20 protein-coding genes are annotated in these 21,345 nt (G+C 51.4%); 9 read left to right on the top strand and 11 right to left on the bottom strand.

The window, feature by feature from the left end; all coding sequences use genetic code 11:
* Positions 1 to 103: 103 nt before the first annotated feature.
* Both Q4E40_RS01530 and Q4E40_RS01525 read right to left on the bottom strand, forming a co-directional pair.
* Positions 104 to 805 carry a DsbA family oxidoreductase gene (locus tag Q4E40_RS01530; RefSeq protein WP_303409639.1) on the bottom strand — a complete coding sequence of 234 codons (702 nt, stop codon included), beginning with the start codon at positions 803 to 805 and terminating at the stop codon, positions 104 to 106.
* Between the two features lie 74 nt (positions 806 to 879).
* Positions 880 to 1,509: an NAD(P)H-dependent oxidoreductase gene (locus tag Q4E40_RS01525; RefSeq protein ID WP_303409638.1), complete on the bottom strand. Its 630-nt coding sequence runs from the start codon at positions 1,507 to 1,509 to the stop codon at positions 880 to 882.
* Between the two features lie 116 nt (positions 1,510 to 1,625).
* On the opposite strand from Q4E40_RS01525, the gene Q4E40_RS01520 reads away from it, so the two are divergent.
* The 3 genes from Q4E40_RS01520 to Q4E40_RS01510 all read left to right on the top strand — a co-directional run bounded on the left by Q4E40_RS01520 (position 1,626) and on the right by Q4E40_RS01510 (position 4,836).
* On the top strand, positions 1,626 to 2,066 hold the full coding sequence (locus Q4E40_RS01520) for a winged helix-turn-helix transcriptional regulator (RefSeq protein WP_303409637.1): 441 nt from the start codon (positions 1,626 to 1,628) through the stop codon (positions 2,064 to 2,066).
* A 121-nt stretch (positions 2,067 to 2,187) separates the two neighbouring features.
* Entirely contained in the window at positions 2,188 to 3,600 is a 1,413-nt protein-coding gene (locus tag Q4E40_RS01515) for a DUF1800 domain-containing protein (RefSeq protein WP_303409636.1), read from the top strand.
* A 24-nt stretch (positions 3,601 to 3,624) separates the two neighbouring features.
* Entirely contained in the window at positions 3,625 to 4,836 is a 1,212-nt protein-coding gene (locus Q4E40_RS01510) for a DUF1501 domain-containing protein (RefSeq protein ID WP_303409635.1), read from the top strand.
* Between the two features lie 206 nt (positions 4,837 to 5,042).
* On the opposite strand, the gene Q4E40_RS01505 is transcribed toward Q4E40_RS01510, so the two are convergent.
* The 4 genes from Q4E40_RS01505 to Q4E40_RS01490 form a co-directional block, all read right to left on the bottom strand.
* Positions 5,043 to 5,954 carry a methyltransferase domain-containing protein gene (locus tag Q4E40_RS01505; RefSeq protein ID WP_303409634.1) on the bottom strand — a complete coding sequence of 304 codons (912 nt, stop codon included), beginning with the start codon at positions 5,952 to 5,954 and terminating at the stop codon, positions 5,043 to 5,045.
* A 1,094-nt stretch (positions 5,955 to 7,048) separates the two neighbouring features.
* A complete protein-coding gene (locus Q4E40_RS01500) occupies positions 7,049 to 8,185 on the bottom strand; it encodes a putative sensor domain DACNV-containing protein (RefSeq protein WP_303409633.1) in 1,137 nt (378 codons plus the stop codon).
* 223 nt (positions 8,186 to 8,408) lie between these two features.
* A complete protein-coding gene (locus tag Q4E40_RS01495) occupies positions 8,409 to 10,007 on the bottom strand; it encodes a M20/M25/M40 family metallo-hydrolase (RefSeq protein ID WP_303409632.1) in 1,599 nt (532 codons plus the stop codon).
* A gap of 157 nt (positions 10,008 to 10,164) precedes the next feature.
* Positions 10,165 to 10,713: a pseudouridine synthase gene (locus Q4E40_RS01490; RefSeq protein WP_303409631.1), complete on the bottom strand. Its 549-nt coding sequence runs from the start codon at positions 10,711 to 10,713 to the stop codon at positions 10,165 to 10,167.
* A gap of 424 nt (positions 10,714 to 11,137) precedes the next feature.
* Here Q4E40_RS01490 and Q4E40_RS01485 point away from each other — a divergent pair, with 424 nt between their 5' ends.
* Genes Q4E40_RS01485 through Q4E40_RS01470 form a run of 4 tightly spaced genes read left to right on the top strand, consistent with a single transcriptional unit; the run spans position 11,138 to position 13,763 of the window.
* On the top strand, positions 11,138 to 11,536 hold the full coding sequence (locus Q4E40_RS01485) for a hypothetical protein (protein WP_303409630.1): 399 nt from the start codon (positions 11,138 to 11,140) through the stop codon (positions 11,534 to 11,536).
* Positions 11,537 to 11,551: 15 nt separating this feature from the next.
* A complete protein-coding gene (locus Q4E40_RS01480; RefSeq protein WP_303409629.1) occupies positions 11,552 to 12,646 on the top strand; it encodes a toxic anion resistance protein in 1,095 nt (364 codons plus the stop codon).
* Complete coding sequence (locus tag Q4E40_RS01475) at positions 12,646 to 12,834, top strand: hypothetical protein (protein WP_303409628.1); 189 nt, start codon at positions 12,646 to 12,648, stop codon at positions 12,832 to 12,834. Before Q4E40_RS01480 ends, Q4E40_RS01475 begins: the two co-directional genes overlap by 1 nt.
* A complete protein-coding gene (locus tag Q4E40_RS01470; protein ID WP_303409627.1) occupies positions 12,831 to 13,763 on the top strand; it encodes a hypothetical protein in 933 nt (310 codons plus the stop codon). The genes Q4E40_RS01475 and Q4E40_RS01470 overlap by 4 nt, the downstream gene beginning before the upstream one ends.
* 163 nt (positions 13,764 to 13,926) lie before the next feature.
* Here Q4E40_RS01470 and Q4E40_RS01465 read toward each other — a convergent pair whose 3' ends face one another.
* The 5 genes from Q4E40_RS01465 to Q4E40_RS01445 form a co-directional block, all read right to left on the bottom strand.
* Positions 13,927 to 15,243 carry a sensor histidine kinase gene (locus Q4E40_RS01465; RefSeq protein WP_303409626.1) on the bottom strand — a complete coding sequence of 439 codons (1,317 nt, stop codon included), beginning with the start codon at positions 15,241 to 15,243 and terminating at the stop codon, positions 13,927 to 13,929.
* Between the two features lies 1 nt (position 15,244).
* The gene (locus tag Q4E40_RS01460; RefSeq protein WP_303409625.1) at positions 15,245 to 15,919 is read right to left on the bottom strand and encodes a response regulator transcription factor; all 675 of its coding nucleotides are present in this window, start codon (positions 15,917 to 15,919) and stop codon (positions 15,245 to 15,247) included.
* Between the two features lie 25 nt (positions 15,920 to 15,944).
* The gene (locus Q4E40_RS01455) at positions 15,945 to 16,877 is read right to left on the bottom strand and encodes a hypothetical protein (protein ID WP_303409624.1); all 933 of its coding nucleotides are present in this window, start codon (positions 16,875 to 16,877) and stop codon (positions 15,945 to 15,947) included.
* Between the two features lie 73 nt (positions 16,878 to 16,950).
* The gene (locus Q4E40_RS01450; protein ID WP_303409623.1) at positions 16,951 to 18,021 is read right to left on the bottom strand and encodes a hypothetical protein; all 1,071 of its coding nucleotides are present in this window, start codon (positions 18,019 to 18,021) and stop codon (positions 16,951 to 16,953) included.
* A gap of 226 nt (positions 18,022 to 18,247) precedes the next feature.
* A complete protein-coding gene (locus tag Q4E40_RS01445) occupies positions 18,248 to 19,804 on the bottom strand; it encodes a protein adenylyltransferase SelO (RefSeq protein ID WP_303409622.1) in 1,557 nt (518 codons plus the stop codon).
* A gap of 187 nt (positions 19,805 to 19,991) precedes the next feature.
* Between Q4E40_RS01445 and Q4E40_RS01440 the strand changes: the two genes are divergently transcribed.
* A complete protein-coding gene (locus Q4E40_RS01440; RefSeq protein WP_303409621.1) occupies positions 19,992 to 20,921 on the top strand; it encodes a 2-hydroxyacid dehydrogenase in 930 nt (309 codons plus the stop codon).
* Positions 20,922 to 21,335: a VOC family protein gene (locus tag Q4E40_RS01435; protein WP_303409620.1), complete on the top strand. Its 414-nt coding sequence runs from the start codon at positions 20,922 to 20,924 to the stop codon at positions 21,333 to 21,335.
* The last annotated feature ends 10 nt before the right edge of the window (positions 21,336 to 21,345 follow it).

Below are 21,345 nucleotides of genomic sequence, written 5' to 3'. Positions count from 1 at the left end.
AAAAGCACGCTGCGTTAGGCAGCCATCTGAATGAAATGCTTTGGTCTTCAAAAAATCTTTTCTCCTTTGTCTAAAGTTCTTTTGTCTTAGTGCTTGCTAGTGATTAGCATACACCGCCTATTTCGCAGCTGTTGCCTTCCAGGTCGAGTTTTTGGATAGAAGGAGCTACCTGCTGGAACACGTTCAAAAATGCTTCGGCAGGCTGCGCACCGCTCACCAGGTACTGGTCGTTGATCACAAAGGCGGGCACGCCGCTTATACCTGCGGACTGCGCAAAAGCTTCCATGTCGCGTACTTCCTTTTTGCCTTCTTCGCCTTCAAAGAAATTTTCCAGACGCTCAGCCGGTATACCTTGTGCTATACCTATTTCCTTAAGCACCGCCGTGTCGTTCATAGGGCGGTTATCCGTGAAATAAGCTTTGAATAGGGCGTTGGCTACCTCGTGCTGCACACCGTACTGGTCTGCCAGCCAGATCAGGCGATGCCCGTTGAAGGTGTTGTTCACCGGCATGCTGTCCGAGAAGTTGAACTCGATGCCTTCTCCGGCGCCGGCCTCTGTCATGCGCTGGTCCATCGCCGGCAACTGCGCCACAATCTGCTCACCGTAGTTGCCTTTGAAATAGTCGAGGCGGGCCAGGCCATCCTGCGGGATGTTCGGGTTCAGCTCGTAAGCCTTGAAACTGATCTCAGCCTCGTATTGGTCTCCCACCTGCTGCAGCGCTTTGTGAAGGCGGCGTTCGCCCACATAGCACCAGGGGCAGTTGATATCGGAGAAAATGTCTATTTTGATTTTCTGCTTTGTCATGGTCATTTAATTAAATGCGTAAGCCGACAAAATCTGAAACAGGCTTTGTCGGCTAAAATATGCAATACTGAAGCTTATGCTTCCAGTACGAATTTTTCTTTCTGGCGTCTTACTTTCGGCAGGTTGGCCAGCCAATCGTTGTCGGCATCGCGGTAGCCGAGTGGCATCAGGGTAACGCTGCGCAGGCCTTTGGCAGGCAGGTCGAGCAGTTGGTCCAGCGCGGCGGCGTCGAAGCCCTCCATCGGCGTGGCGTCCACTTTCTCGGCAGCGGCTGCCAGCAGCCCCACACCGAAGGCAAGGTATGCCTGGCGGGCGGCCCAGTTGAAGTTCTGCTCCTGCGTCTTACCCGCCGCCATACCTAGCAGGGAGTCTTTAAAGCCCTGCAGGTTCTCAACCGGCATGTTGCGCTCCGAGGCGGTATGCGAAATAAACTCCTCTATGTGGGCAGGCGTCAGGTCGTCCCAGGCGGCAAACACCAGCAAATGCGAGCTCTCTTCAATCTGGGGCTGGTTGTTGGCAACCGTCCTAATCTGCTTCTTCAAATCCTCATCCTCGATCAACAGCACCGAGTAAGGCTGCAGGCCGTTGGAAGAGGGAGCCAGGCGGATCGCCTCCAGAATGCGTTCTACTTTATCGGACGGCACCCGCTGGCCGTTCATGCGTTTGGTGGCATAGCGCCATTGTAAGGTTTCCAGGATATTCATGTCTATACAACAGTTAAATTACCAGTAACGTTTCATAACTAGGTTACTTTTGGTAACTCAAAGGTATTTCTTAAATTTGGACCTGTCAAGCGGGCACTTCAGCCGCACCAAGTAACATGGAAGTAACTATAGTTGAGAATCAGCGACTTGCGATTCAGAAAAAGATCGATAAAGTTTTGTGCGGCAAAGCAGAGGTAGAATCCTGTTGCCCGATCAAAGACATTCTGGCCCGTTTCGGCGACAAATGGTCCATTTATACCATCCTCACGCTCGGTAAACAGGAAAAGGTGCGCTTTAACGAGCTGAAAAGCCAGATCACCGGCGTGTCGCAGCGCATGCTCACCGTCACGCTGCGCTCGCTGGAGGAGGATGGACTGGTGAGCAGGCAGGTATATCCTGAAATTCCGCCCCGCGTGGAGTACAGCCTGACGCCATTGGGGCAGGGGCTGCTGCTGCAGCTTTTGCAACTCGCCGACTGGGCCAAACTCAACATCGATCAGATTCTGGCGGCGCGGGAAAGGTATGGGAAAAAGGAAAAACAGGCACAGCTTACGTAGCAGCGTATTGCTCAAAACCAGCTGATTTTAAATTTGTTGGAGGCCATACCTGACGATATATATTTTCAGGTATATTTAAACCCTGGTGAGACTTTTTCATCTAAGTTTAAATGGCATCCGCATGAAAACTTCAGCACGCGAACAAAAGCTACAGCACCTCTACTGGCGGGCTGGTTTTGGTATACCTTTCAGGTCGGATCAGGCGATCCCCGGGATCAAGCAAGCCGTTCGTGAACTACTTCATGCAGCGGGCCAGGTAGCCCCGCTGCAGGTAACACTTCCACACACTGAAACTTCACGGCAGGCTGATGCTCAAAATGCCGAGATGCGCCAGTTGCGGCAGCGGGAGCGTCAGCAGGGGTTTGTACTGCTCAATAATACTTGGCTCCAGCAAATGGCTACTTCCGAGGCCCAGCTGCGGGAGAAGATGACACTCTTCTGGCACGGACACTTCGCCTGCCGTCTGCGGGAGCCCCGCTTTGCCCTGCTGCAGCACAACACCCTGCGTGAGCATGCGCTCGGCAAATTCCCCGACCTGCTGCTGGCCATTTCCAAAGACCCCGGTATGCTGCAGTTTCTAAACAACCAGCAAAACCGCAAACAGCGCCCCAACGAGAACTTTGCCCGCGAACTGCTCGAGCTTTTTACGCTGGGGCGCGGACACTATACCGAACAGGACATCAAGGAAGCCGCCCGTGCCTTTACCGGCTGGTCTTACAACCCGCAGGGCGAGTTCGTGTTCCGGGCGCGCCAGCACGATCGGGGCCAAAAAACTTTTATGGGGAAGCGGGGAAATTTTAGCGGGGAGGAGATTTTGCAAATGATCGTCGAAAACCCGCGCACGGCCCAATTTCTGACAGCGAAGCTCTATGCCTTTTTTGTGAGCGATGTGCCCAATCCGGAGCGCGTTCAGGCCTTGAGCAGTTATTTTTACGAAACAGGCTACGATATACCCAAGCTGCTGGAGAAGATCTTCAGGGCAAAGTGGTTTTACGGACCGGATGTAGTGGGGAGCAAAATCAAATCGCCAATTGAGCTACTGGCTGGTTTGCAGCGCCAGTTTGACCTGACCTATGCCGATGGCCGCAGTCCGCTGGTGTTGCAGCGGGCGATGGGGCAGGAACTGTTCAGGCCGCCGAATGTAAGTGGCTGGGCTGGTGGCCGCAATTGGATCGACAGCTCCACACTCGCTTTTAGACTGCGCATCGGCCCGGCGCTGCTGCAGGATGCGGCGCTGGAAGTGAGCCTGAAACCTGACGACGACACTGAACCCACCGCACCGCGAAAGCGCCGGCAGGATGGCTTACGGACCGTGCGCGCCAAAGCCGACCTGAGCGGGCTGCACCAGCAATTGCAGAAAGTAAAGGATAGTGAGCTGATCGAAAAGCTGAGCCAAAAGCTGCTGCAAGTGCCCCTGCGGCCGGAAACAACAGCACTGCTTACGCAGCATGTACCGTCGGGGGCCGCGCACGCCGACAAAGTCACGCTGCTGACGCTTCGGCTGCTTTCATTACCCGAGTACCAGTTATGCTAGTTTTCCACCGCTCACATTTGCACTATGGCAACTAATTCCAGAAGAGAATTTATCAAAATGTCGGCGCTGGCCTCGGGTATGCTGCTGGTTCCCAATTTTCTGCACGGCCTGGATCGGGGTGGATTGCCGCTGCTGGCCAATTCTAATGGCAAAAGGCTGGTGGTGATTCAGCTCAGCGGCGGCAACGACGGCCTGAACACCGTCGTGCCGTACCAGAACGACTTGTACTACAAAGCGCGTCCCACCCTGGCTATACCTGCCCGGGAAGTGCTCACGCTGGACAAAGGGCTCGGACTGAATCCGGCGATGGAAAAGATGCGGCTCCTATACGACCAGGGCTACGTGTCTATTCTGAACAGCGTCGGCTACCCCGATCCGGACCGCTCACACTTCCGCTCCATGGACATCTGGCAGTCGGGCAGCGCCTCCGACGAATACCTGAACACCGGCTGGCTGGGCCGCTACCTCGACAGCTTATCCGGGCCTTCGGCCAACTATGCCGCCATTGAAGTGGACGACACGCTCAGCCTGGCGCTGAAAGGGGAGCAATACACAGGTATAGCCGTGCAGGATGTGAAGCGCTTTTTCCAGGCCACGAACGACCAGTTCCTGAAACAGGCGGCCCAGTTACACGCAGAGGAACACTCACACCACCAAGTGGACTACCTTTATAAGACGCTGATCGATACCCAGCAATCGGCCGGTTACCTGCAGGAGAAAACCAAGGTATACCGCAGCAAAAAAAACTATCCGAACGGTGAGTTTGCCCGCAACCTGAAAACCATCGCCGAGCTGATCGCCTCCGGAGTGGAGTCGCGCGTATACTATGCCTCGCTTACCGGGTTCGACACGCATGTGCGGCAGGCGGGGCAGCAGGCGAACCTGTTGCGGGAGCTTTCAGAGGGCCTATACAGCTTTGTGGAGGATCTAAGGCAGCAGCAGGAGTTTGACAATACCGTGATCATGGTGTTTTCGGAGTTTGGCCGGCGCGTGGCGCAGAACGCCAGCAACGGGACCGACCACGGAACGGCCAACAACCTGTTCCTGATCGGCGGAAAACTGAAGCAGGCAGGCGTTTACAACGAAGGCCCTAACCTGCAGGACCTCGACCAGGGCGACTTAAGGTATAGCATCGACTTCCGAAACATCTATGCCACGCTGCTGCACAACTGGCTGGACGGAAACGCAGCAGGTATACTGGGCGGTAAGACCCAGTTGCTAACCGGGCTTTTATAACAACTAGTAAAGTATCAAGAGGGGTAGGAGTATAAACTGTTTGAAGCATTAAAAAACAGGCGGATAAGTGAGAAAGTATCAGACGCCGTGTGCTGTAGTTAACCGACTATACCTGGTAACTTTCTGCTTTGATTAATATGTCTAAATACTAAACAGTAAATTCACATTTAACATCCTAAGTCCAGACTCGAGCCTGAAATTAAAATTTAAGACTGTTTTAACAGCACAATCTCAGAACCACGTATACCCAAATCGTTCTTATCATAGCTAGAAAATTCCTCATCTATGTCTAATCTGTTGAGTACTTCAAGGTCTGAATTTGTGGGGTAACGAGGTGTTTCTTTAACAACTTTGAAATCAGTTTGGGAAATTAAACCCATATAATCTGAATGCCTTAATCTGTTTTGATAATGTAGCGAAGGGTTATACTTTCTCCACTCCTCAGAAGAATATTTAAGGTAGTTATAGGCAGATATATTTTTGTCGAAATAAGACCAATGATCCTGATAATCAATACGCATTGAGAAAACACCGCCCACTTTAAGTATCCTGTATGATTCAAGCAATATGGCGTATATATCTTTTTTAGGAATATGTTCAAATGTGTTGGAGGAAGAGATAAAGTCAAAGCTGTCAGACGCAAAGCCCGTATCTCTTGCATCTTTTGGTGCAAAATAATTTAAGTTAAAATTATCTTTCATATACTTCAGTAAGGTTTCATCTGACTTATCACTTACTTCAGCACTTATTGGGTCATTTGCTTCATTTTTATATGCATTTAACCTTAATATTGTGTTTAAAATCAACTCAGGCATCAGGAGTTTTCGTATATCAATGCAGGTTACTTCAAAGCCTAATTGAGCAATAGATAGTGGTATGATGAGATCCCAACCTGCTCCAAATTCATAATATTGCCTTATATCCGGACTATCTTTTAACCTATTGAAGACTTTGTAATTTTCATAATGGCTTAAGGCATTATCAATCTTTCTGTTAAATATTTTATCAGGTCGAGGTAAGCGTTTGGTTATGTTTTTCTGAAAAATATAGTTTAGTTTTTCTCCATTTGGAATTGCAGAAAACACTCTCTGTAGGTAACATTTATATTTGAAATCCATATAGCTCCAAAATTCAGATGTTAAAATATTTATTTTAATCCTATAAGAGTAGTTTGATTCTTGTTGCCTGCTTTATCAATATAGTTTTACATTGGTATTGGTAATAACTATATAAAACATGCAAAATTTACAATTTATCTTTAACTAAGATATGTGAATCAAAATATAACTTATTTATTCACTAGCTCTTCTATCGTAAATTGTTGTAAACTTTTCTATTAAAAAGAAGGAGAAAAATCTACCATTACATTTAAATGCAATGGTAGATTTTGTTCTTGCTAAATATGTATAAAATGATATTTGTATAACAAGTCGTATTATCAGGTTTTGGTATAGTTATGATTAAACTTATATTTTTCTAATAGATAGGATAATAACAAAACTTAGTAATGATGCTATCATTCTTATTAATATAATAAATTTAAAAACGTATTTAGGTGTAAATTGTTATAGTAAAAATCATAATAAAAAATGGTTATTAACTATTTTTATTTAAATTATAGGTGAATTTTTTATTTCCCTGATAACTATGCCTATAAGAGTCATTAAAATTTTTATTTGACTAGCCACCGTCTAACACGTAAGTTTAATGTTGGAAGTAGGTTTTAAGTAAATGCGGATGGAACGAGAAGATTATTTACTCAGAACTAATTATCATAAGCAATATCTAATTGGCTAATTTTTATGTCAGAATAAATATTTAGCTTCAAGTACAAATACAATGAGAAATTAATTACATTTATTGCTTTGAGTCCTTGGAGCCTTTGTTTCAGGCTATGAATGTTTCCAATCAAATTGCACTAATTCTCCCTGTATGCATACAGGGAGAATTAGTGCTTCATTATACGTTGATATTTCCCCTTAAAGGAGGAAACCAAATCTGGAAACCTTATCAGCTCTATTTGAGAATAATTATCTGGTTTATACCTGCTATTGTGCAAAGGTTAGTTTCAGTAATTAAGATACAAGAGAGACGAAGGCCTATAATAATATAGGCACTATGAAACAGAAATTTTAAAATATTGATCATTGGTAGTTTTTCTAATTAAAATAATATATAAGGTAGAATATCAGAAAAAGAATATAAAAGGCCCTTATAGCAGCAGCGAGTCAATGCGGTTAGCCTGCACCATGTTCTCGCAGGTGGACCAGCTGAAGATGGTGAAGCGACCGTCCTGGGAAGCGACCATTGCAATCGCGTCACGTTGGTCGTGTACGAACTGGGCCGCCGACAAATGCCGTGTGCCGCCAGTCAGTGCAGGCTGGTCTATGGTTGCCCCGCCCCCGATGACGGGCTCTGTCAAGATCAGCTTCTCTACCGGCTTGCTCCCCAGCTTTCGGTCAATCTTGGCGCCGAAGCCATACAGTTCATACTTGTCACTGATGATGGTGGCGCCGTCCACCGCCGTAAAGCCGGCCATCGCATCAATCGCCCGTTTCATCTCATCCTGCCAATGCAGGTCTTTATCGTCTTGCCGCAGCATCAATTCCGCCAGTTCAGAATAGGCAGGCCCTACCGCATACCGCATCGGGTGCCGGATAGACTCGCGCCATGCCTCGGAGCCCGTAGGCACAACCAGCAGGATGCCGCCTTTCTGATGGGACCGCATCGACACAGCCAGCTGCACCATCACATTGAGCGACTTGTTCCAGACAGTCAGCGAATTGAAACCCAGCAGCGAGTACAATAGATCAGGGCAGTCAGGTATGTTGACGCTTTGTTCGTCTACGATCTTGACCTGGTCCCCCGTCAGCACGGCCACGTTCACAAATTTGCCAAAGCCATCCTGCCGGCGGTGCTTGATCACCAGCAAACCGGGCTCCGACACATCGAGCACAAAGCAAAAGTCGGGTATACTGCGCGTCATGCCCCAGATGTGCAGGTAGTCGCCTTCGTACCACACGCCCAGGTGTATGCCGGGCCGCTCCACACCCGGTCCGATTTTGGTGAGCACAGCGGAGGATAGCGTGAGGTGATGCTCAAACATGAGCGGCTGCTCCGACTGTTCGGGTGGCAGAAAGGCGAGTGATAACCTGGGGGAGTGCCCTTCTTCCCGCCGCAGGCTCGCCCAGAAGGCGGCATCGATCATGGTCTCGATAATGCTGGCCGGGGGGACAGTCGCCAGGTTGGTACCGTTTATTTCTTTGGCAGCTTTGATCTGGCTGGCAAAATGGTCTTCTGCGACCTGGGCTACTTCGCGTGCGGCCTTGTATGTCGATTTACCAATCATGTGTGTCTTCGGGTTTCAGGTATACGCGGCGGCATGCAGACCAAAAACGATGCTGTTGCACTGCCAAAGTTTTTATACGGTGTTCTGCCCAAAAACTACAAGTGCCTCTAAAAACGATAGCCCGAGTGAAAACAGGACGGACAAAAAAAGCACCGCCGCTCCAGAAAGTCTGCAGCGGCGGTGCTTTTAGAATGATCAGGTATACGACCTGCGAAATGATAGATTAGTCCAGACCACCTTTGCGGGTGGCAGGTCTTGGCTCAGGCCAAGTCATCTTTTCACCTGTGCGTGGGTTCACCGGCATCACACTGCGCTCACGGGATACCAGTTCCGCCTCTTCGCTGGCCATGTAGGCGAGAATCGCTGTCAGGATCACGTTGCTGCGCACGTCGTCGAACACCACCTTGTCGTAGGTGTCGCGGTTGGTGTGCCAGGTATAGTTGCCGTAAGACCAGCTCAGGGAGCTCAGCATAAAGGCCGGGATGTCGTGCGGAATGAAAGAGGCATGGTCAGAACCACCACCACCCGGGAAACCTGGGTATGAGGTCTGGATGTCTTTGGTGATCTCACGCGGCACGGCGTTCAGCCAGCGGCCCATGTAGTCGTAAGAGTTCAGGAAGCCCTGGCCCGAGATGTTGGCCACGCGACCAGTACCGTTGTCCTGGTTGAAAACGGCCTGCGTCTTCTTCACGATCTCCGGGTTGTCTTCCACGAACGCGCGCGAACCGTTCAGGCCCTGCTCTTCGCTACCCCAGTGGCCTACCAGAATGGTACGCTTCGGGTTCGGGTATACCTGCTTCAGAATGCGCATTACTTCCATCATCAGGATCGTACCGGTACCGTTGTCCGTAGCACCTGTGCCACCGTCCCATGAGTCGAAGTGGGCAGACAGGATCACATATTCGTCCGGCTTCTCAGAGCCTTTGATTTCGGCGATGGTGTTGAAAGTAGGTACCGGCTTCTTCGAATGCTTCGAGTCGGCTACTACCTTGATGCGTGGCTTGCTTCCATTCTCTGCCAAACGATACAGCATGCCGTAGTCTTCCAGGGCGATATCAACGGTAGGGATTTTCTTGGTATAGGCGCTGAAGATTTTGTTCACGCCAAAACCCTGCGACCAGTTCGACATCACGATACCGGCAGCACCGGCCTGCTCTAAAGCAACTGGCAGCGTGCGGGCGTTCTTGCCGGTAGCGGCAATGCGCTTGCTCCAGGCGGCATTCTGCTCGTCACGCACTTTCTTCATTTTTTCAAAGGACTCCGGCGTAGCGAACTCTTTCCAGTTGTACTCCGGGCGACCGCTCGGCTGGTTCATCGATACCATCACCATTTTGCCTTTCACACTTGGTAACCAGCGCTTGAAAGCAAGCGAGTCAGCGAATTCCGGCATGGTGATTACCTCAGCCGTCACGCCTTTGGATGGAGTAGAAGGGCTCCAGGCCAGCTGCATGCCTTCAATTGATTTTACACGCGGATGCACCATGTCGATGTGCGTCACACCGCGCTCCCAGCCACGCCACTCGCCGTAGTTCTGCACGCGGGCATCAATACCCCAGCCTTTGTACTTGTTTACAGCCCAGTCTGCTGCCTGCTGCATTTGCGGGGTGCCTACCAGTCTTGGTCCGATGCCGTCCATCAGTTCGTGGCCCAGTGTCTCGAGCTGCGAATTTTCGGTAGCCATCTTGATGATGTTCTGGATAACAGGATCCTGTGGTTTTTGGGCCTGTTCCTGTTGCTGTGGTCGCTGCGCGAAAGCCACGCTGCTCACACCGCCTGACAGCATCAAGGCCAGGGCCAGCATGTGAATAGGGTTTTTCTTCATGGTAATGTTTAAGGTATGGATTGTTTGTATGATAAGTAAAGCGTATGCCCGCTCAATATAGTAAAATTGCGTTACTTAAGCCGGAAGCCCTCTATAGACTTGCGAAGACTACTTTGGTTTAACAGCCGCTGAAATTTTAAGGTATAGGCTGCTGGCTTCACCCCAAATCAAAGTTTTCCACTTCGGCCACTGCACCCGGATCAAACGCCTGCAGACGGATATTTCCGATCCGCACACGAACCAGCCGCAATGTCGGGAAACCCACGGCGGCGGTCATTTTGCGCACCTGCCGGTTTTTACCCTCTGAGATGGTGATGGACACCCAACTGGTCGGGCCGTGGCGGTCGTCGCGGATGCGGCGGCTGCGCTCCGGGAAATCGGGTGCTGTTTCCAGCCGGAAAGCCGTGCAGGGGCGGGTGCCGTACTGCTCGCCGTACAAACCGATGGCCACGCCTTCCTGCATCTGGGCGATGGCCTCGTCCGTGATCAGCCCGTCGACCTGGGCATAGTACTCTTTCTCCACATGCTTGCCACGGACCAGTTCACTCGTTTTGCCGTCAGTGGTGAGCAGGAGCAGGCCCTCACTTGCTTCATCGAGCCGCCCGATGGCCATGGTGCCGGCCGGGAAGTCGTGTAGATCGCCGAGAAGCTTCTTCTTTTTCTTGTCTGTGACGAACTGACTGATGTAGCCGTAAGGTTTGTGCAAAATAAAATGCCGGTGCTGCATGCAAGCGAAGGTATGAAATCAGGTATGGATGAAGCCGCAAATTAGACAAAACCCCCGAATTTATCGGCAGGCACCGTAAAGGCAGCGGCCCGTTTTGCGTAATAGGACAAACAAAAGACACAGTCATCCCGGGAACATGCGCACGCTATACCTTGTTAATCCTATCCCGGCCCTGGCGACAGCCCGTGCAACCGCTTCCGCGTATAAAAGGTAAAAAAAGGCCGGTCAGGTATAGACGAAACAGGTGGAGGAAGGAATCATTCGGGCTATGATTGGTCACCATAGGCACATCCGTCACGCCGTCACTTGATTACTTCAATTTATTTTGCTTCATTACATAAGTAATTGAGCTTTTAACTTTATCAATACAAAAGTGATTTTTTGGACATTCTTAATAGCAGCTTTGTTAGGTTATATAGTGGGGCATTACGTCATGCCGAACCGCAAACTACGCCAGGCCCTGCAGGATGTGCGCAAGCAATGCGCCGCCGCCCTCGAGGAAGGCAACAAAGGCGTGTATAAGACCATCGTGACTGACAACGGAAAGTCGTCGGAACTGGTGGTGGAGGTGCGTGAGCTAGCCATTACCAAAACCGGGCAGGTGAAAGTGGAATACGTGAGCGCGCAGTACCGCAACCCCGATTTCAGAACAAAGAAAGGCGAAGCGCTGCTAAGTGAAGTGCGCGACCTGCTGGGTGAGTACCTGCCGCTTAACGACATTGAGTGGTATGAAACCACCGACCGGCACGAGAACATCAAAAAATACCTAAACTCATTGGACCTAATCAACCGCAACCTTTAGAGGTAATAAAACAAGATGGAAAAAACAGCGAAAACAGAGATCACGATCGCAGAGAATCAAGAGAAGATAAAGGAGAAAGCCCTGGCGATCTCTAAATCCATAGATCCGGGCAATCCGGAAAGCCTGAGCAATTTTGGGGTGGAAACGCAGCGCAAATTGGGACACTACTCCAACGAACTGCTTACCAAAGTAAAAGCCAAAGACTCCGGTGAGGCAGGAGATGCCATCAACGAGCTCCTCAACCAGATCAACATGATCAAGATTGACGAGCAGGAGAAAGGGGGCTTTTTTTCGCGTTTGCCTTTCGTAAGAAAGATATCCGATAAGTCGAAGCAGCTCGCTACGCAGTACAACTCCGTTTCGGCCAACGTGGACGATGTGGTGGTGAAACTGGAGCGCACCCGCCAGAGCATCATGAAAGACTCGACCAGTCTGGAAGTGATGTTCAACCAGGCGGTAGAGTACATCCACGAGATCCGCTCGGTGATCGCGGCCGGAAAGATGAAGATCGAGGAAATAGAGACCGATTTTATTCCGAAGCTGCAGGATGAAGTGGAAACCAGCGGCCAGGACGAACTGGCCGTGCAGCGCCTGAGCGACATGATCGCCTTCAAGGAGCGCCTGGAGAAGAAGGTGCATGACTTCCAGCTATCACATACCATCGCTACGCAGTCGATGCCACAGATCCGCATGATCCAGACCACGAACGATGTGCTGGCCCAGAAGATCCAGAACTCCATTGTGACGGTGATTCCGGTATGGCGTCAGCAGGTGGCCATTGCCCTTGGTCTGGAGAAGCAGCGCAAAGCGCTCGAGATCCAGAAAAAAGTGACCGACACCACCAACGAAATGCTCCGCAAAAACTCGGAGCTGCTCAAGAAAAACGTAGTGATCGCGGCGCAGGAAAACGAGCGCGGCATCGTGGACGTGGAGACGCTCAAGAAAGTGAACAAGGATATGGTGGAAACGCTCGATCAGGTGATCAAGATATCGGAAGAAGGCAGCAAGAAACGCGCGGAAGCCGTAAGAGAACTAGCCCAGGTGCAGGAAGAGCTCAACAGCAAGATCATCGGCACGTTCGGCAAGTCCAAACAGATTGAGATTGAATAATGATATATAACGGGGATAAGAAAGAAGAAGAATTAGCCGTCCGGCACCGGATCCTGAGCGACGAACAGGAGGCGGTGCTGGACCTCTATATCCAGCATATCGACAATGTGTTTGAAGAGATGAAACTCTCGGAAAAGCTGCAGGTCGAAATTGAAACCCAGCACCTCAAACGCATCCTGTCTAAATGATCGGTTTTTTTCGTTCGCTTTTCGGAATGGGGCAGGAGAACACCCGCACGGTTGTGACGCACCCCGGTGCCGCAGATGCCCGTGCCATGCAGTACATCCGCGCCTCCAACGCCAGGCTCAACGCCCTGCACAGACTCTACGAGCGCTACCAGCACACACCGCACGCTGAAAAACTGCTGGCCGTTTTTGAGAAGACCAAGCTGGTGCACAACTACCTGGTGACGCGCAAACGCATTCAGGAACTGGAGCTGTTTCATGTGCAGAACACGGAGCACTTTATCAATACCTTCACAACGGTGATCAACGTGCACGAGCGGCACATCAAAGACAGTTACATACCGGAGCGCGAGAAGCCAAAGCCGCTGGCGCAGGTACAGAAGCCACGTCCGCCCGGTCAGGCGCAACCACGTCCGGCAACTCCGCCTCGCCAGGAAAATACCGGTCAGCCCTTCGAATCGAAGGTAGAGCAGGTGCTCAAGCGCATCGAATCCGAAACGATCAAGGGCATTTATACGGCCCAGAAAGTAACGGAGATGGTGAAGCGGGTAGCTAACCAGGCACCAATGGCACCGCCGGATGTGCTGCAGGCCAAGGTGCCCACGCTGGCTGTCCCGGTGATCGCCATCGAAACCTTCTCCCGTGTGTTTTACTCCCCGGAACTGGAGGGCGGTGCTACCATGTCACGTGAAATTTCCTATACCTCTTCGGATACCGACAAAGACCTTTTCCTGCAGCATGTAGCGGGCAAGCTGGCCATTGACAAGGGGGAACTGAGCTACATTGGCAACACCATGCTGGCTATACCTGATACAAAAGGGCCCAGTCCGGCCCGGCACGTTCCAGTCGTGCACTGGCGGGGGTATCCGTATGCCGTGAGTTTGATGGATTACCGGTTGTTCCCGGTAAGGATGCACCGGAAGAGTTTTTAAATCTGATACTTGACATGATTATAAAGGAGCCTCTGATTTGTCAGGGGCTCCTTTAGTTTCATTGTCATTCGCCAGTCAGGCTTTGAGGAGTCAGGTGCATTCTGTTTAACCGCAAGAGGCAGCTCCGGACAAGGCTCCCCTACCTTCCACAGGGGGAAGCGCTTTATAACTCTTTAAACAAAAGCTTAAAATCAGTGCCCTTGCCTGGCTCCGAGCTTACGTCCAGTTTAATCCTGTGAAATTTGGCTACTGTCTGTACAATGGCCAGTCCCAGGCCATGGCTCTCGCCATCGGGGGCATGGGTGCGCTTGAAACGGCTGAAGATCTTAGGAAGCTGGTCTTCTGCTATACCTGTGCCGGTATCACTTACACACAGTTCATACCTGGTATCTTTCCGCACACCACTAATGTGAATACTGCCGCCCTCTTTATTGTACTTAATGGCATTGTTCACCACGTTAAAGAGCATGGTAAAGAGCAGTGAGTAGTTGGCTTTTTGCAATACCGGACTTTGTGAAAGCGACACGCTGATGGTCACGTTTTTCAGCTCAGCCCGGTCGCTTATTTCATCCACCACGTCCTGCACCAAAGCCAGCAAATTAACCCGCTCGTTTTTGAGGTACTGCTCATTTTCAATCCGCGAGATCAGGAGAAGTGCCTGGATGATACTTTTGAGGCGATGAAGGGTTTTCTGGTTTTCCACCAGCTTAAGGAGCACTGTATCAGGCACTGCGGGGTCCGCCATCAGGTTCTCCAGGCGATTCTGCAAAATAGAGATGGGCGTGAGCAGTTCGTGGGATACGTTCCCGATAAACTCCTTTTCCTTGCGGAAAGCTTCCTTTACATGCCCCATCATGGCATTGATGGTTTCGTTCAGGAAAACGAAGTCGCTGGTATTGGTGGGCAGCGGAGTGGGTTTGAACGAATCCGGGTGTCCGATGCGCTGGAGTTTACGCAGGATAAGGGTGAGCGGACGCAACAGCACCTTGATGAACGCCAGATCCATGAAAACGGTCAGCAGCACGACACTGAACAGGAAGTACAGCGCATACTTTTGCAGGGTGCTGCTTGTTTCCCGGATCGTGTCCAGGCTGCGGCCAATTTCAAGCAGATAGGTTGCCCCGTGCAGTTCAAAACCCAGACTCAACACGCGGTATTCCACCACCTCGTTCTCTACTTTCCGCAACGTGTTTTCTATGCGGTTGTTGATCTGCGACGGGTCGATGGGCTCCATGGAGATAAACTCCTCCTTCAACAGGTTGTAGCTTCCGTAGGTCTCGTCTGTTCCATCGGACAGAAAGGACTCAATTCCCCTTTCCTCAATAATATCAAAAACTTGCTCCTTTTTCTGGAGCAGGCGCTGATCAGTGCTGTATAGGGCGACGCGGTTCACGACAGACGGCAACACCATCACCAGCACCAGTAAGATGATGATTTTGGTTGCCGCGCTGAAGAGAGTGAGCTTGGACTGCAGTTTCATGCTACGCAACAAGTCGGTAACCTACGCCACGAACGGTCTCCAGCCAATCATTCGGGATGTACTCCGCTAGCTTTTTGCGCAGGTTCTTTATGTGAACATCGATGTAGTTGGAGTCATAGCTATCCTCCAAAACATTGCCCCAGATATGCTCTGTAAGCTGCAGACGGGTCATGATACGCTTGCGGTGCAGCAGCATGTAGTGCAGTAGGTCAAATTCCTTTTTGGTGAGCGTAATTTCATTGCCTTGGTAAGTCACACGGCGGGCCATGCTGTCGAGCTCGATCCCACGAAACTCCAGCACATGCGATTTTACCTGAAACTTGCGACGCACGATCGCCTGCATGCGGGCCTGCAGCTCCAGCAGTGAAAACGGTTTGGGCAGGTAATCGTCTGCTCCCATACCGAGTCCTTCGATCCGGTCTTCGAGGGCACCGCGGGCCGTGAGCACGATGATGGCCGGCTCATGTTCCAGTTGTCTGGTTTCCCGGAGTAGATCCAGCCCTTCGTAGTCGGGGAGACCCAGGTCGAGCAGGATGAAATCGTAACGGTTTACTGCAATTTTCTCTGAGGCCTCACGTCCCGTAAAGGCCCAGTCACAGAGGTAGTGTTCCTGGGTAAGAAAATGCATCAGTTCATTTGCCAGGCTAACCTCATCTTCTACTATGAGTACGTGCATGTTAAGGAGAGCTATATAACAGGTGCTAAAACGTGTACTTCACGCTTAAAGTATAAAAGGACTGGGCGCGAGATTCGTCGCCTTTAATTTTATTAACAGGTATAGCATATCGCCAGGACGGCTCGAACTCGAAGCTGCCATAATACACCACCAGCGGCACTTTCAACTCATAGTTAAGCACTCTGAAGCGACTCACATTGGTTGTGGTGGTCGTAGTGGTGGTTTCCTCCGTTGTGCCGTCCTCCGGGTTGCTGCTACCGCCTCCGGGCTTCAGCGGATCAAGGACGCCGCCTAACGGCCCACCACCAGATGAGCCACCTGAGGCGGCTTTCTTACGGGTAGTGGTGGCTGTGTGCGTCTCCGAGAAACGCTGTGTACCTGCTGTTATACTCACCTTCGGGTCCAGCCCCACAGGTATGATTCCTTTCCAGATGGGGTTGAGCGGAATAAAGCGCGAGTTCTCCAGCACGGTGAACACATCGTTGCCGCTGCCAATGATGTAGCTGCCGGTCAGGGAGGTGTACACGTACTTCCAGTCATAGGCAGTTTTTGCCAACAGGGCATCCGTCGTGCTGGCATTTACCAAGGGCGTATGCTTCCCAAAGGTGAAATGGGAGTAAGCCAGGTCCACCTCCAGTCGCTTGCGTAGTTTAAAGCTATACCCCAAAGTCATATCCAACTGGTCGATGTAGTCTTCGGTGTTGAACAGCTGGTAAGCCGAAACCGAAGCCCATAAGCCCGTGCGGTGAACGTAAGTCACAGATGGGGCGACGTAGGGGTAGCGTGTGGCTGTGTTGCGGCCAAAAAAAGATGAGTTGTTAGAAGCTTCCATCCCCAGTACCCACCACCCGATCCTGGTTGTGTCGCTTTCAGCTGCAGTCTCTGCCTGCACCGAAAAGGTGCCCAACAGGAGCAGCGGGAGCAGTGTCAACCCAATGCGTGTCCAAAATGTCTTCATCTGATTCATCTTTAGTAGCCTGGCAGTCCGAATGGTTACTCAGACTGCCAGGCATTACTGAAATGGATAGGAATTAGTTACCTACTTTTATTTTGGAGCCTACGCCTACATTCACAGCGCCGCCTACCTGTACAGGCCGGTTAGAAACAGCTGGCGTTACGACTCTCGTGGATTTGTTCACCGTGCTGCCAACTTTGGTAGTTGCTCCGGCACCTACACCTGCTTTGGTGCGGGAAGCGCCGTTCGCTCTTGTTACACCGGCTGCACGGCTGGCGCCGCCTGTTACTCTGACTTTGCTGGCTGCTTCGCCTTTCGCATTTACAGTAGTGGGCTTTTCCTTTGCTTTAGCGGTGGCCACTTCTTTTACCTCCTGGCCTTTTGCCTGGCCAGAGGCCTGCGTGCCCTGGGCTGTCTCTACAACCGCCTGACCATGCGACTGGGCATTCTCAGCCTGTACAGCGGCTTGTGTTTTGCCTTTTTGTGACGATTCGGCCGCTAGCTGCAAGCCTTTTTCAGCCCGCTCGGCTGCGTCGGCCTGCACGGTTGCCTCAGTGCGCTGCGCTGCTTTTACGTTTGCTCTGCCAGTATTTTCAGCTCTTTTGCCTCCGGCTTTCAGGCTCGCTTCAGACTGTTGTCTTACCTCAACAGCTGCCTCAGCGCCATCTATGGCTGCCTGGCGGCCTTTCGCCTCAACTGCTGCAGCATTGCTTTGTGCCACTTCGGCTACCGCCTGACCGCGCTGCTTTGTCTGCTCGCCTTCGGTAGCTGCTGTTGCTTTCAGGTTATGCGCTGTTTCAGATACCAGTTTGCCGTGGTTCTCCTGCGGTGCATTGTCTCCGTCCTGGGTAGGTGCTTCCGGAGCCGGCGTGGTTTCTGCTGATTTTCTCTTATCTCTCTTCGTCTTCACTTTAGCCGAGCCATCGAGGGCTGCCTTGCTGTTGGCTTTGCCTTTGGCAGGGCCGGCTTCAGTCTCAGAAGCAGCTGAGGTGGAGGAAGAATTGCTAACGCTAATCTGTTGTCCTTTATCATTTGCAGATACCTCAGCAGATGTGTTGGAAGTTGCTTTTACAGATGTGTTGTTTGATTGGGCGAACACTGTAGCGGTGCTTAGCAGCGCGGCAGCAAGGATAGTTATTTTCTTCATGTCTTTAAATGGTTTTAATCAGATTATGCACCAAAACTATAATGTCAAGATGAAGACAACATGAAGAACAGTTTTTTTTCGAAAATTTTTAAAATATTTTTTTCGGAACGATTTTCCGACTGATTGATATAGCCAAAAAACGGCCCTCTACCTGGCATTGCGGGGTACGTACTGCCGGGTAAAGGGATGGAATCGTTAAGGTGATCTATATTTTAGTACTGTTAGCCTATGAACTGCACGATAGCATCGAGCACCCGGCTTTCTGCGAGGCCCATTCCGGCCTTGTCTGAAAGAACTCGTCGAACTTGGCAGCATAGGGCTCCTTGATCGCTTCCTGCAATTTCACGAAAAGGGTATCATCACCTTTCTCCAGTCCTTCGATGGCTTGATGCAGCAGGTAGTTGCGCAGCACAAAACGGGGATTGGCTTTGCGCATCATTTCCTGTGAGTCCGAACGCCTGATCTTGTTCGTGTTGAGTCGCTCCAGGTAGTTGCTGATCAAGGTATAGAGTGCTGTTTTCTGTGCTGCAGTCAGGTCATCATACAAAGCCTGTTTGAAGAAATCAGCAACTGCGTCTTCACTATCTACAGTCAATGGCAGGTCGATGAGCAACTGGTAGAAAATGGTCATGTCAGGTTGTAGTTCCGACAGTGTTTTCTCGAACTGACCGATCAGGTCGCGGTCTAGCTGTGTTACCTGGTCGAGGCCCAGTTTGAGGCCCATCATGGCATAGTAGGCCGTCCAGTACACGTCTTTAAACGTTTCGAGTGTGGCAACCAGTTGGTCTTTGTCGGCCAGCGGCAGCAAGGCACCGGCCAGAGCACCCAGGTTCCAGTACCCGATGGAAGGCTGCTTTCCGAAGGCGTAGCGTCTGCCGGGCAGGTCGGTGGTGTTCGGGGTGAAGTTCGGGTCGTAATTGTCCACGAAGGAATAGGGGCCGTAGTCGATGGTCAGGCCCAGGACAGACATGTTATCCGTGTTCATCACGCCGTGCACGAAACCCACCCGCATCCACTCCACCATCAGGCGGGCGGTGCGATCCAGGACCTCCTTGTACCAGTCAATTACTTTGTTCTCGCCTGTGATGTGCGGATAGTAGCGGCTGATGGTCCAGTCGACGAGCTGGCGCAGGTTATCGACTTCCTTGCGGGCGTTCAGCATCTCAAAGTTGCCGAAGCGCAGGAAGCTCGGCGCTACCCGCATGACGATCGCTCCCGGTTCGTAGGCCGCATTACCATTATAGAACATGTCGCGCAGCACCGGCTCACCGGTACTCACCAGGCTGAGGGCACGGGTGGTCGGTATACCTAAGTAGTGCATTGCCTCGCTCATCAGGTACTCGCGCACCGAAGAGCGTAGCACAGCACGGCCGTCGGCGCGGCGGGAATAGGGGGTAAGACCGGCACCTTTCAGTTGTAGTTCCCAAGTTTTGCCGTCAGGCGCTTCCCATTCGCCCAGCGTAATGGCGCGGCCGTCGCCCAACTGACCAGCCCAGTTGCCGAACTGGTGCCCGGCATAGCAGGCGGCATAGGGGTACATGCTGTCCGCAACGCGGTTGCCACCCAGTATATCAATCTCCTGCTGCACTGTTGGCTTGACTATACCTAGCTCAATGGCCAGCTCATCGGACCAGGCCAGAAGCGTCACTTTCTCAACTGGCGTAGGCCTGGCTTTGCTGTAAAGCACGCCCGGCGTCTGGCGTGGCGTGAGCGTACCGCTGTCGTCGCCTGCAAAGGCCTTTACAAATTCTTTTTTATAAATCTTTGAGCTCAGTTGCTCCATCTTATTCAGTTTTAGGTATAAGGTAGCTGGCCATGGCAATTCTTCTAAACCTTTTGCCAGCCTTTTGATTTCTCTTTAACAAGATTTGTGCAAGATTAGTTAAATTTAGCAGACTATCCCTGTTTAACGGATAGTAAGGGGCCAGGCTATACCTGGCCACGCATCACCGAACAGACTTACAGCTTTTATGTCAATCACCATATTCAGCCAGGGCAGAAACACGAGCCGCTGGGAAAATGCCCTGAAGGAATGCCGACCGGGCTTAGAAGTACATGTTTACCCGGATACAGGCCCTGCCGAGCAAGTGGAGTTTGCACTGGCTTGGAATCATCCGCCGGGTGTTTTCACCAACTTCCCGAATCTGAAATGCATTGCCTCTACCGGCGCTGGCGTCGATCACATTCTGCGAGATTCGGAGCTTCCTGCAGGTATACAGATTACCCGCATCGTGGACGAAGACCTGACGCAGGACATGGCCACTTTTGTGGCTGCCCAGGTGCTCAATCATGTGCGCGGCCTGCACAGGTATAAGGAAGCGCAGCGTAGCCATACCTGGAAACAGCATAGTTACAAGCGAACCTCCGAAGTTGTGATCGGGGTGATGGGCATGGGTGTACTGGGGGCGCATACGGCTCAGCAGCTCAGCAAGCTCGGTTTTAAGGTGAACGGCTGGTCCCGTTCTCCTAAGCTGATAGAAGGTATAAGCGCTTACGCCGGGGCGGAGGAGTTAACCGCCTTTCTGGAAAAAGCCAACATCCTGATCTGCCTGTTGCCGCTTACCAGCGAGACCGCCAATATTTTAAACAAAGACACGCTGGGCAGGCTTCCCAAAGGAGCCTATGTCATCAACGTAGCCCGGGGCGAGCATTTGGTGGATGACGATCTGATCGAACTGCTCAATCAGGGGCATTTGGCCGGAGCCAGTCTGGATGTGTTTCGGGAGGAGCCGTTACCGGAGGAGCATCCGTTCTGGGAGCACCCGCTGATCCATGTCACGCCCCATATCGCCAGCATCACCAATCCGGCCTCAGCGGTGTCGCAGATTCTGGAAAACTATGACCGCATGCGCCACGGGGAGTCCCTCATCAATGTTGTTTCTAAAACCAAAGGATATTAAATGAACCCATTTCACTACGCCTTCAAAGTGAAGGACATCGAATCGACGCGCCAGTTTTATGTGGACATTTTAGGATGCAAGGAAGGGCGCAGTACTGAGCACTGGATCGACTTCGACTTTTTCGGTCACCAGCTTTCGGCGCACGTAAGCGCCAACATACCCGAGCCCGATTACTGCGGACAGGTAGCCGGCATCAGTGTGCCGGTGCCGCACTTTGGCTGCCTGCTCAGCTACGAGCAGTTCGATCAGGTGCGCGAGCGACTGGTGCAGCATGCTATACCTTTCGTGGTTGAGCCCTATACCCGCTACGAAGGGCAGGTAGGAGAGCAGCGCACCATGTTCATCCTCGACCACAGCAAGAACCCACTCGAGTTTAAGGCTTTTAAAAATCAGGATGAGGTGTTTGCTTCTTGATTGACTGTTT

The sequence above is a fragment of the Pontibacter coccineus genome, from assembly GCF_030546575.1.
GTDB classification, from domain to species: Bacteria; Bacteroidota; Bacteroidia; order Cytophagales; family Hymenobacteraceae; genus Pontibacter; species Pontibacter coccineus.
Note: the sequence above shows the minus strand (reverse complement) of the source record. Positions and strands in the feature narration are given on the sequence as shown.

Bases quoted from the DNA above. Each gene is read 5' to 3' on its own strand.
- Q4E40_RS01530 (WP_303409639.1), bottom strand. From the start codon at position 805: ATGACAAAGCAGAAAATCAAAATAGACATTTTCTCCGATATCAACTGC.
- Q4E40_RS01525 (WP_303409638.1), bottom strand. From the start codon at position 1,509: ATGAATATCCTGGAAACCTTACAATGGCGCTATGCCACCAAACGCATG.
- Q4E40_RS01520 (WP_303409637.1), top strand. From the start codon at position 1,626: ATGGAAGTAACTATAGTTGAGAATCAGCGACTTGCGATTCAGAAAAAG.
- Q4E40_RS01515 (WP_303409636.1), top strand. From the start codon at position 2,188: ATGAAAACTTCAGCACGCGAACAAAAGCTACAGCACCTCTACTGGCGG.
- Q4E40_RS01510 (WP_303409635.1), top strand. From the start codon at position 3,625: ATGGCAACTAATTCCAGAAGAGAATTTATCAAAATGTCGGCGCTGGCC.
- Q4E40_RS01505 (WP_303409634.1), bottom strand. From the start codon at position 5,954: ATGGATTTCAAATATAAATGTTACCTACAGAGAGTGTTTTCTGCAATT.
- Q4E40_RS01500 (WP_303409633.1), bottom strand. From the start codon at position 8,185: ATGATTGGTAAATCGACATACAAGGCCGCACGCGAAGTAGCCCAGGTC.
- Q4E40_RS01495 (WP_303409632.1), bottom strand. From the start codon at position 10,007: ATGAAGAAAAACCCTATTCACATGCTGGCCCTGGCCTTGATGCTGTCA.
- Q4E40_RS01480 (WP_303409629.1), top strand. From the start codon at position 11,552: ATGGAAAAAACAGCGAAAACAGAGATCACGATCGCAGAGAATCAAGAG.
- Q4E40_RS01475 (WP_303409628.1), top strand. From the start codon at position 12,646: ATGATATATAACGGGGATAAGAAAGAAGAAGAATTAGCCGTCCGGCAC.
- Q4E40_RS01470 (WP_303409627.1), top strand. From the start codon at position 12,831: ATGATCGGTTTTTTTCGTTCGCTTTTCGGAATGGGGCAGGAGAACACC.
- Q4E40_RS01465 (WP_303409626.1), bottom strand. From the start codon at position 15,243: ATGAAACTGCAGTCCAAGCTCACTCTCTTCAGCGCGGCAACCAAAATC.
- Q4E40_RS01460 (WP_303409625.1), bottom strand. From the start codon at position 15,919: ATGCACGTACTCATAGTAGAAGATGAGGTTAGCCTGGCAAATGAACTG.
- Q4E40_RS01455 (WP_303409624.1), bottom strand. From the start codon at position 16,877: ATGAAGACATTTTGGACACGCATTGGGTTGACACTGCTCCCGCTGCTC.
- Q4E40_RS01450 (WP_303409623.1), bottom strand. From the start codon at position 18,021: ATGAAGAAAATAACTATCCTTGCTGCCGCGCTGCTAAGCACCGCTACA.
- Q4E40_RS01445 (WP_303409622.1), bottom strand. From the start codon at position 19,804: ATGGAGCAACTGAGCTCAAAGATTTATAAAAAAGAATTTGTAAAGGCC.
- Q4E40_RS01440 (WP_303409621.1), top strand. From the start codon at position 19,992: ATGTCAATCACCATATTCAGCCAGGGCAGAAACACGAGCCGCTGGGAA.
- Q4E40_RS01435 (WP_303409620.1), top strand. From the start codon at position 20,922: ATGAACCCATTTCACTACGCCTTCAAAGTGAAGGACATCGAATCGACG.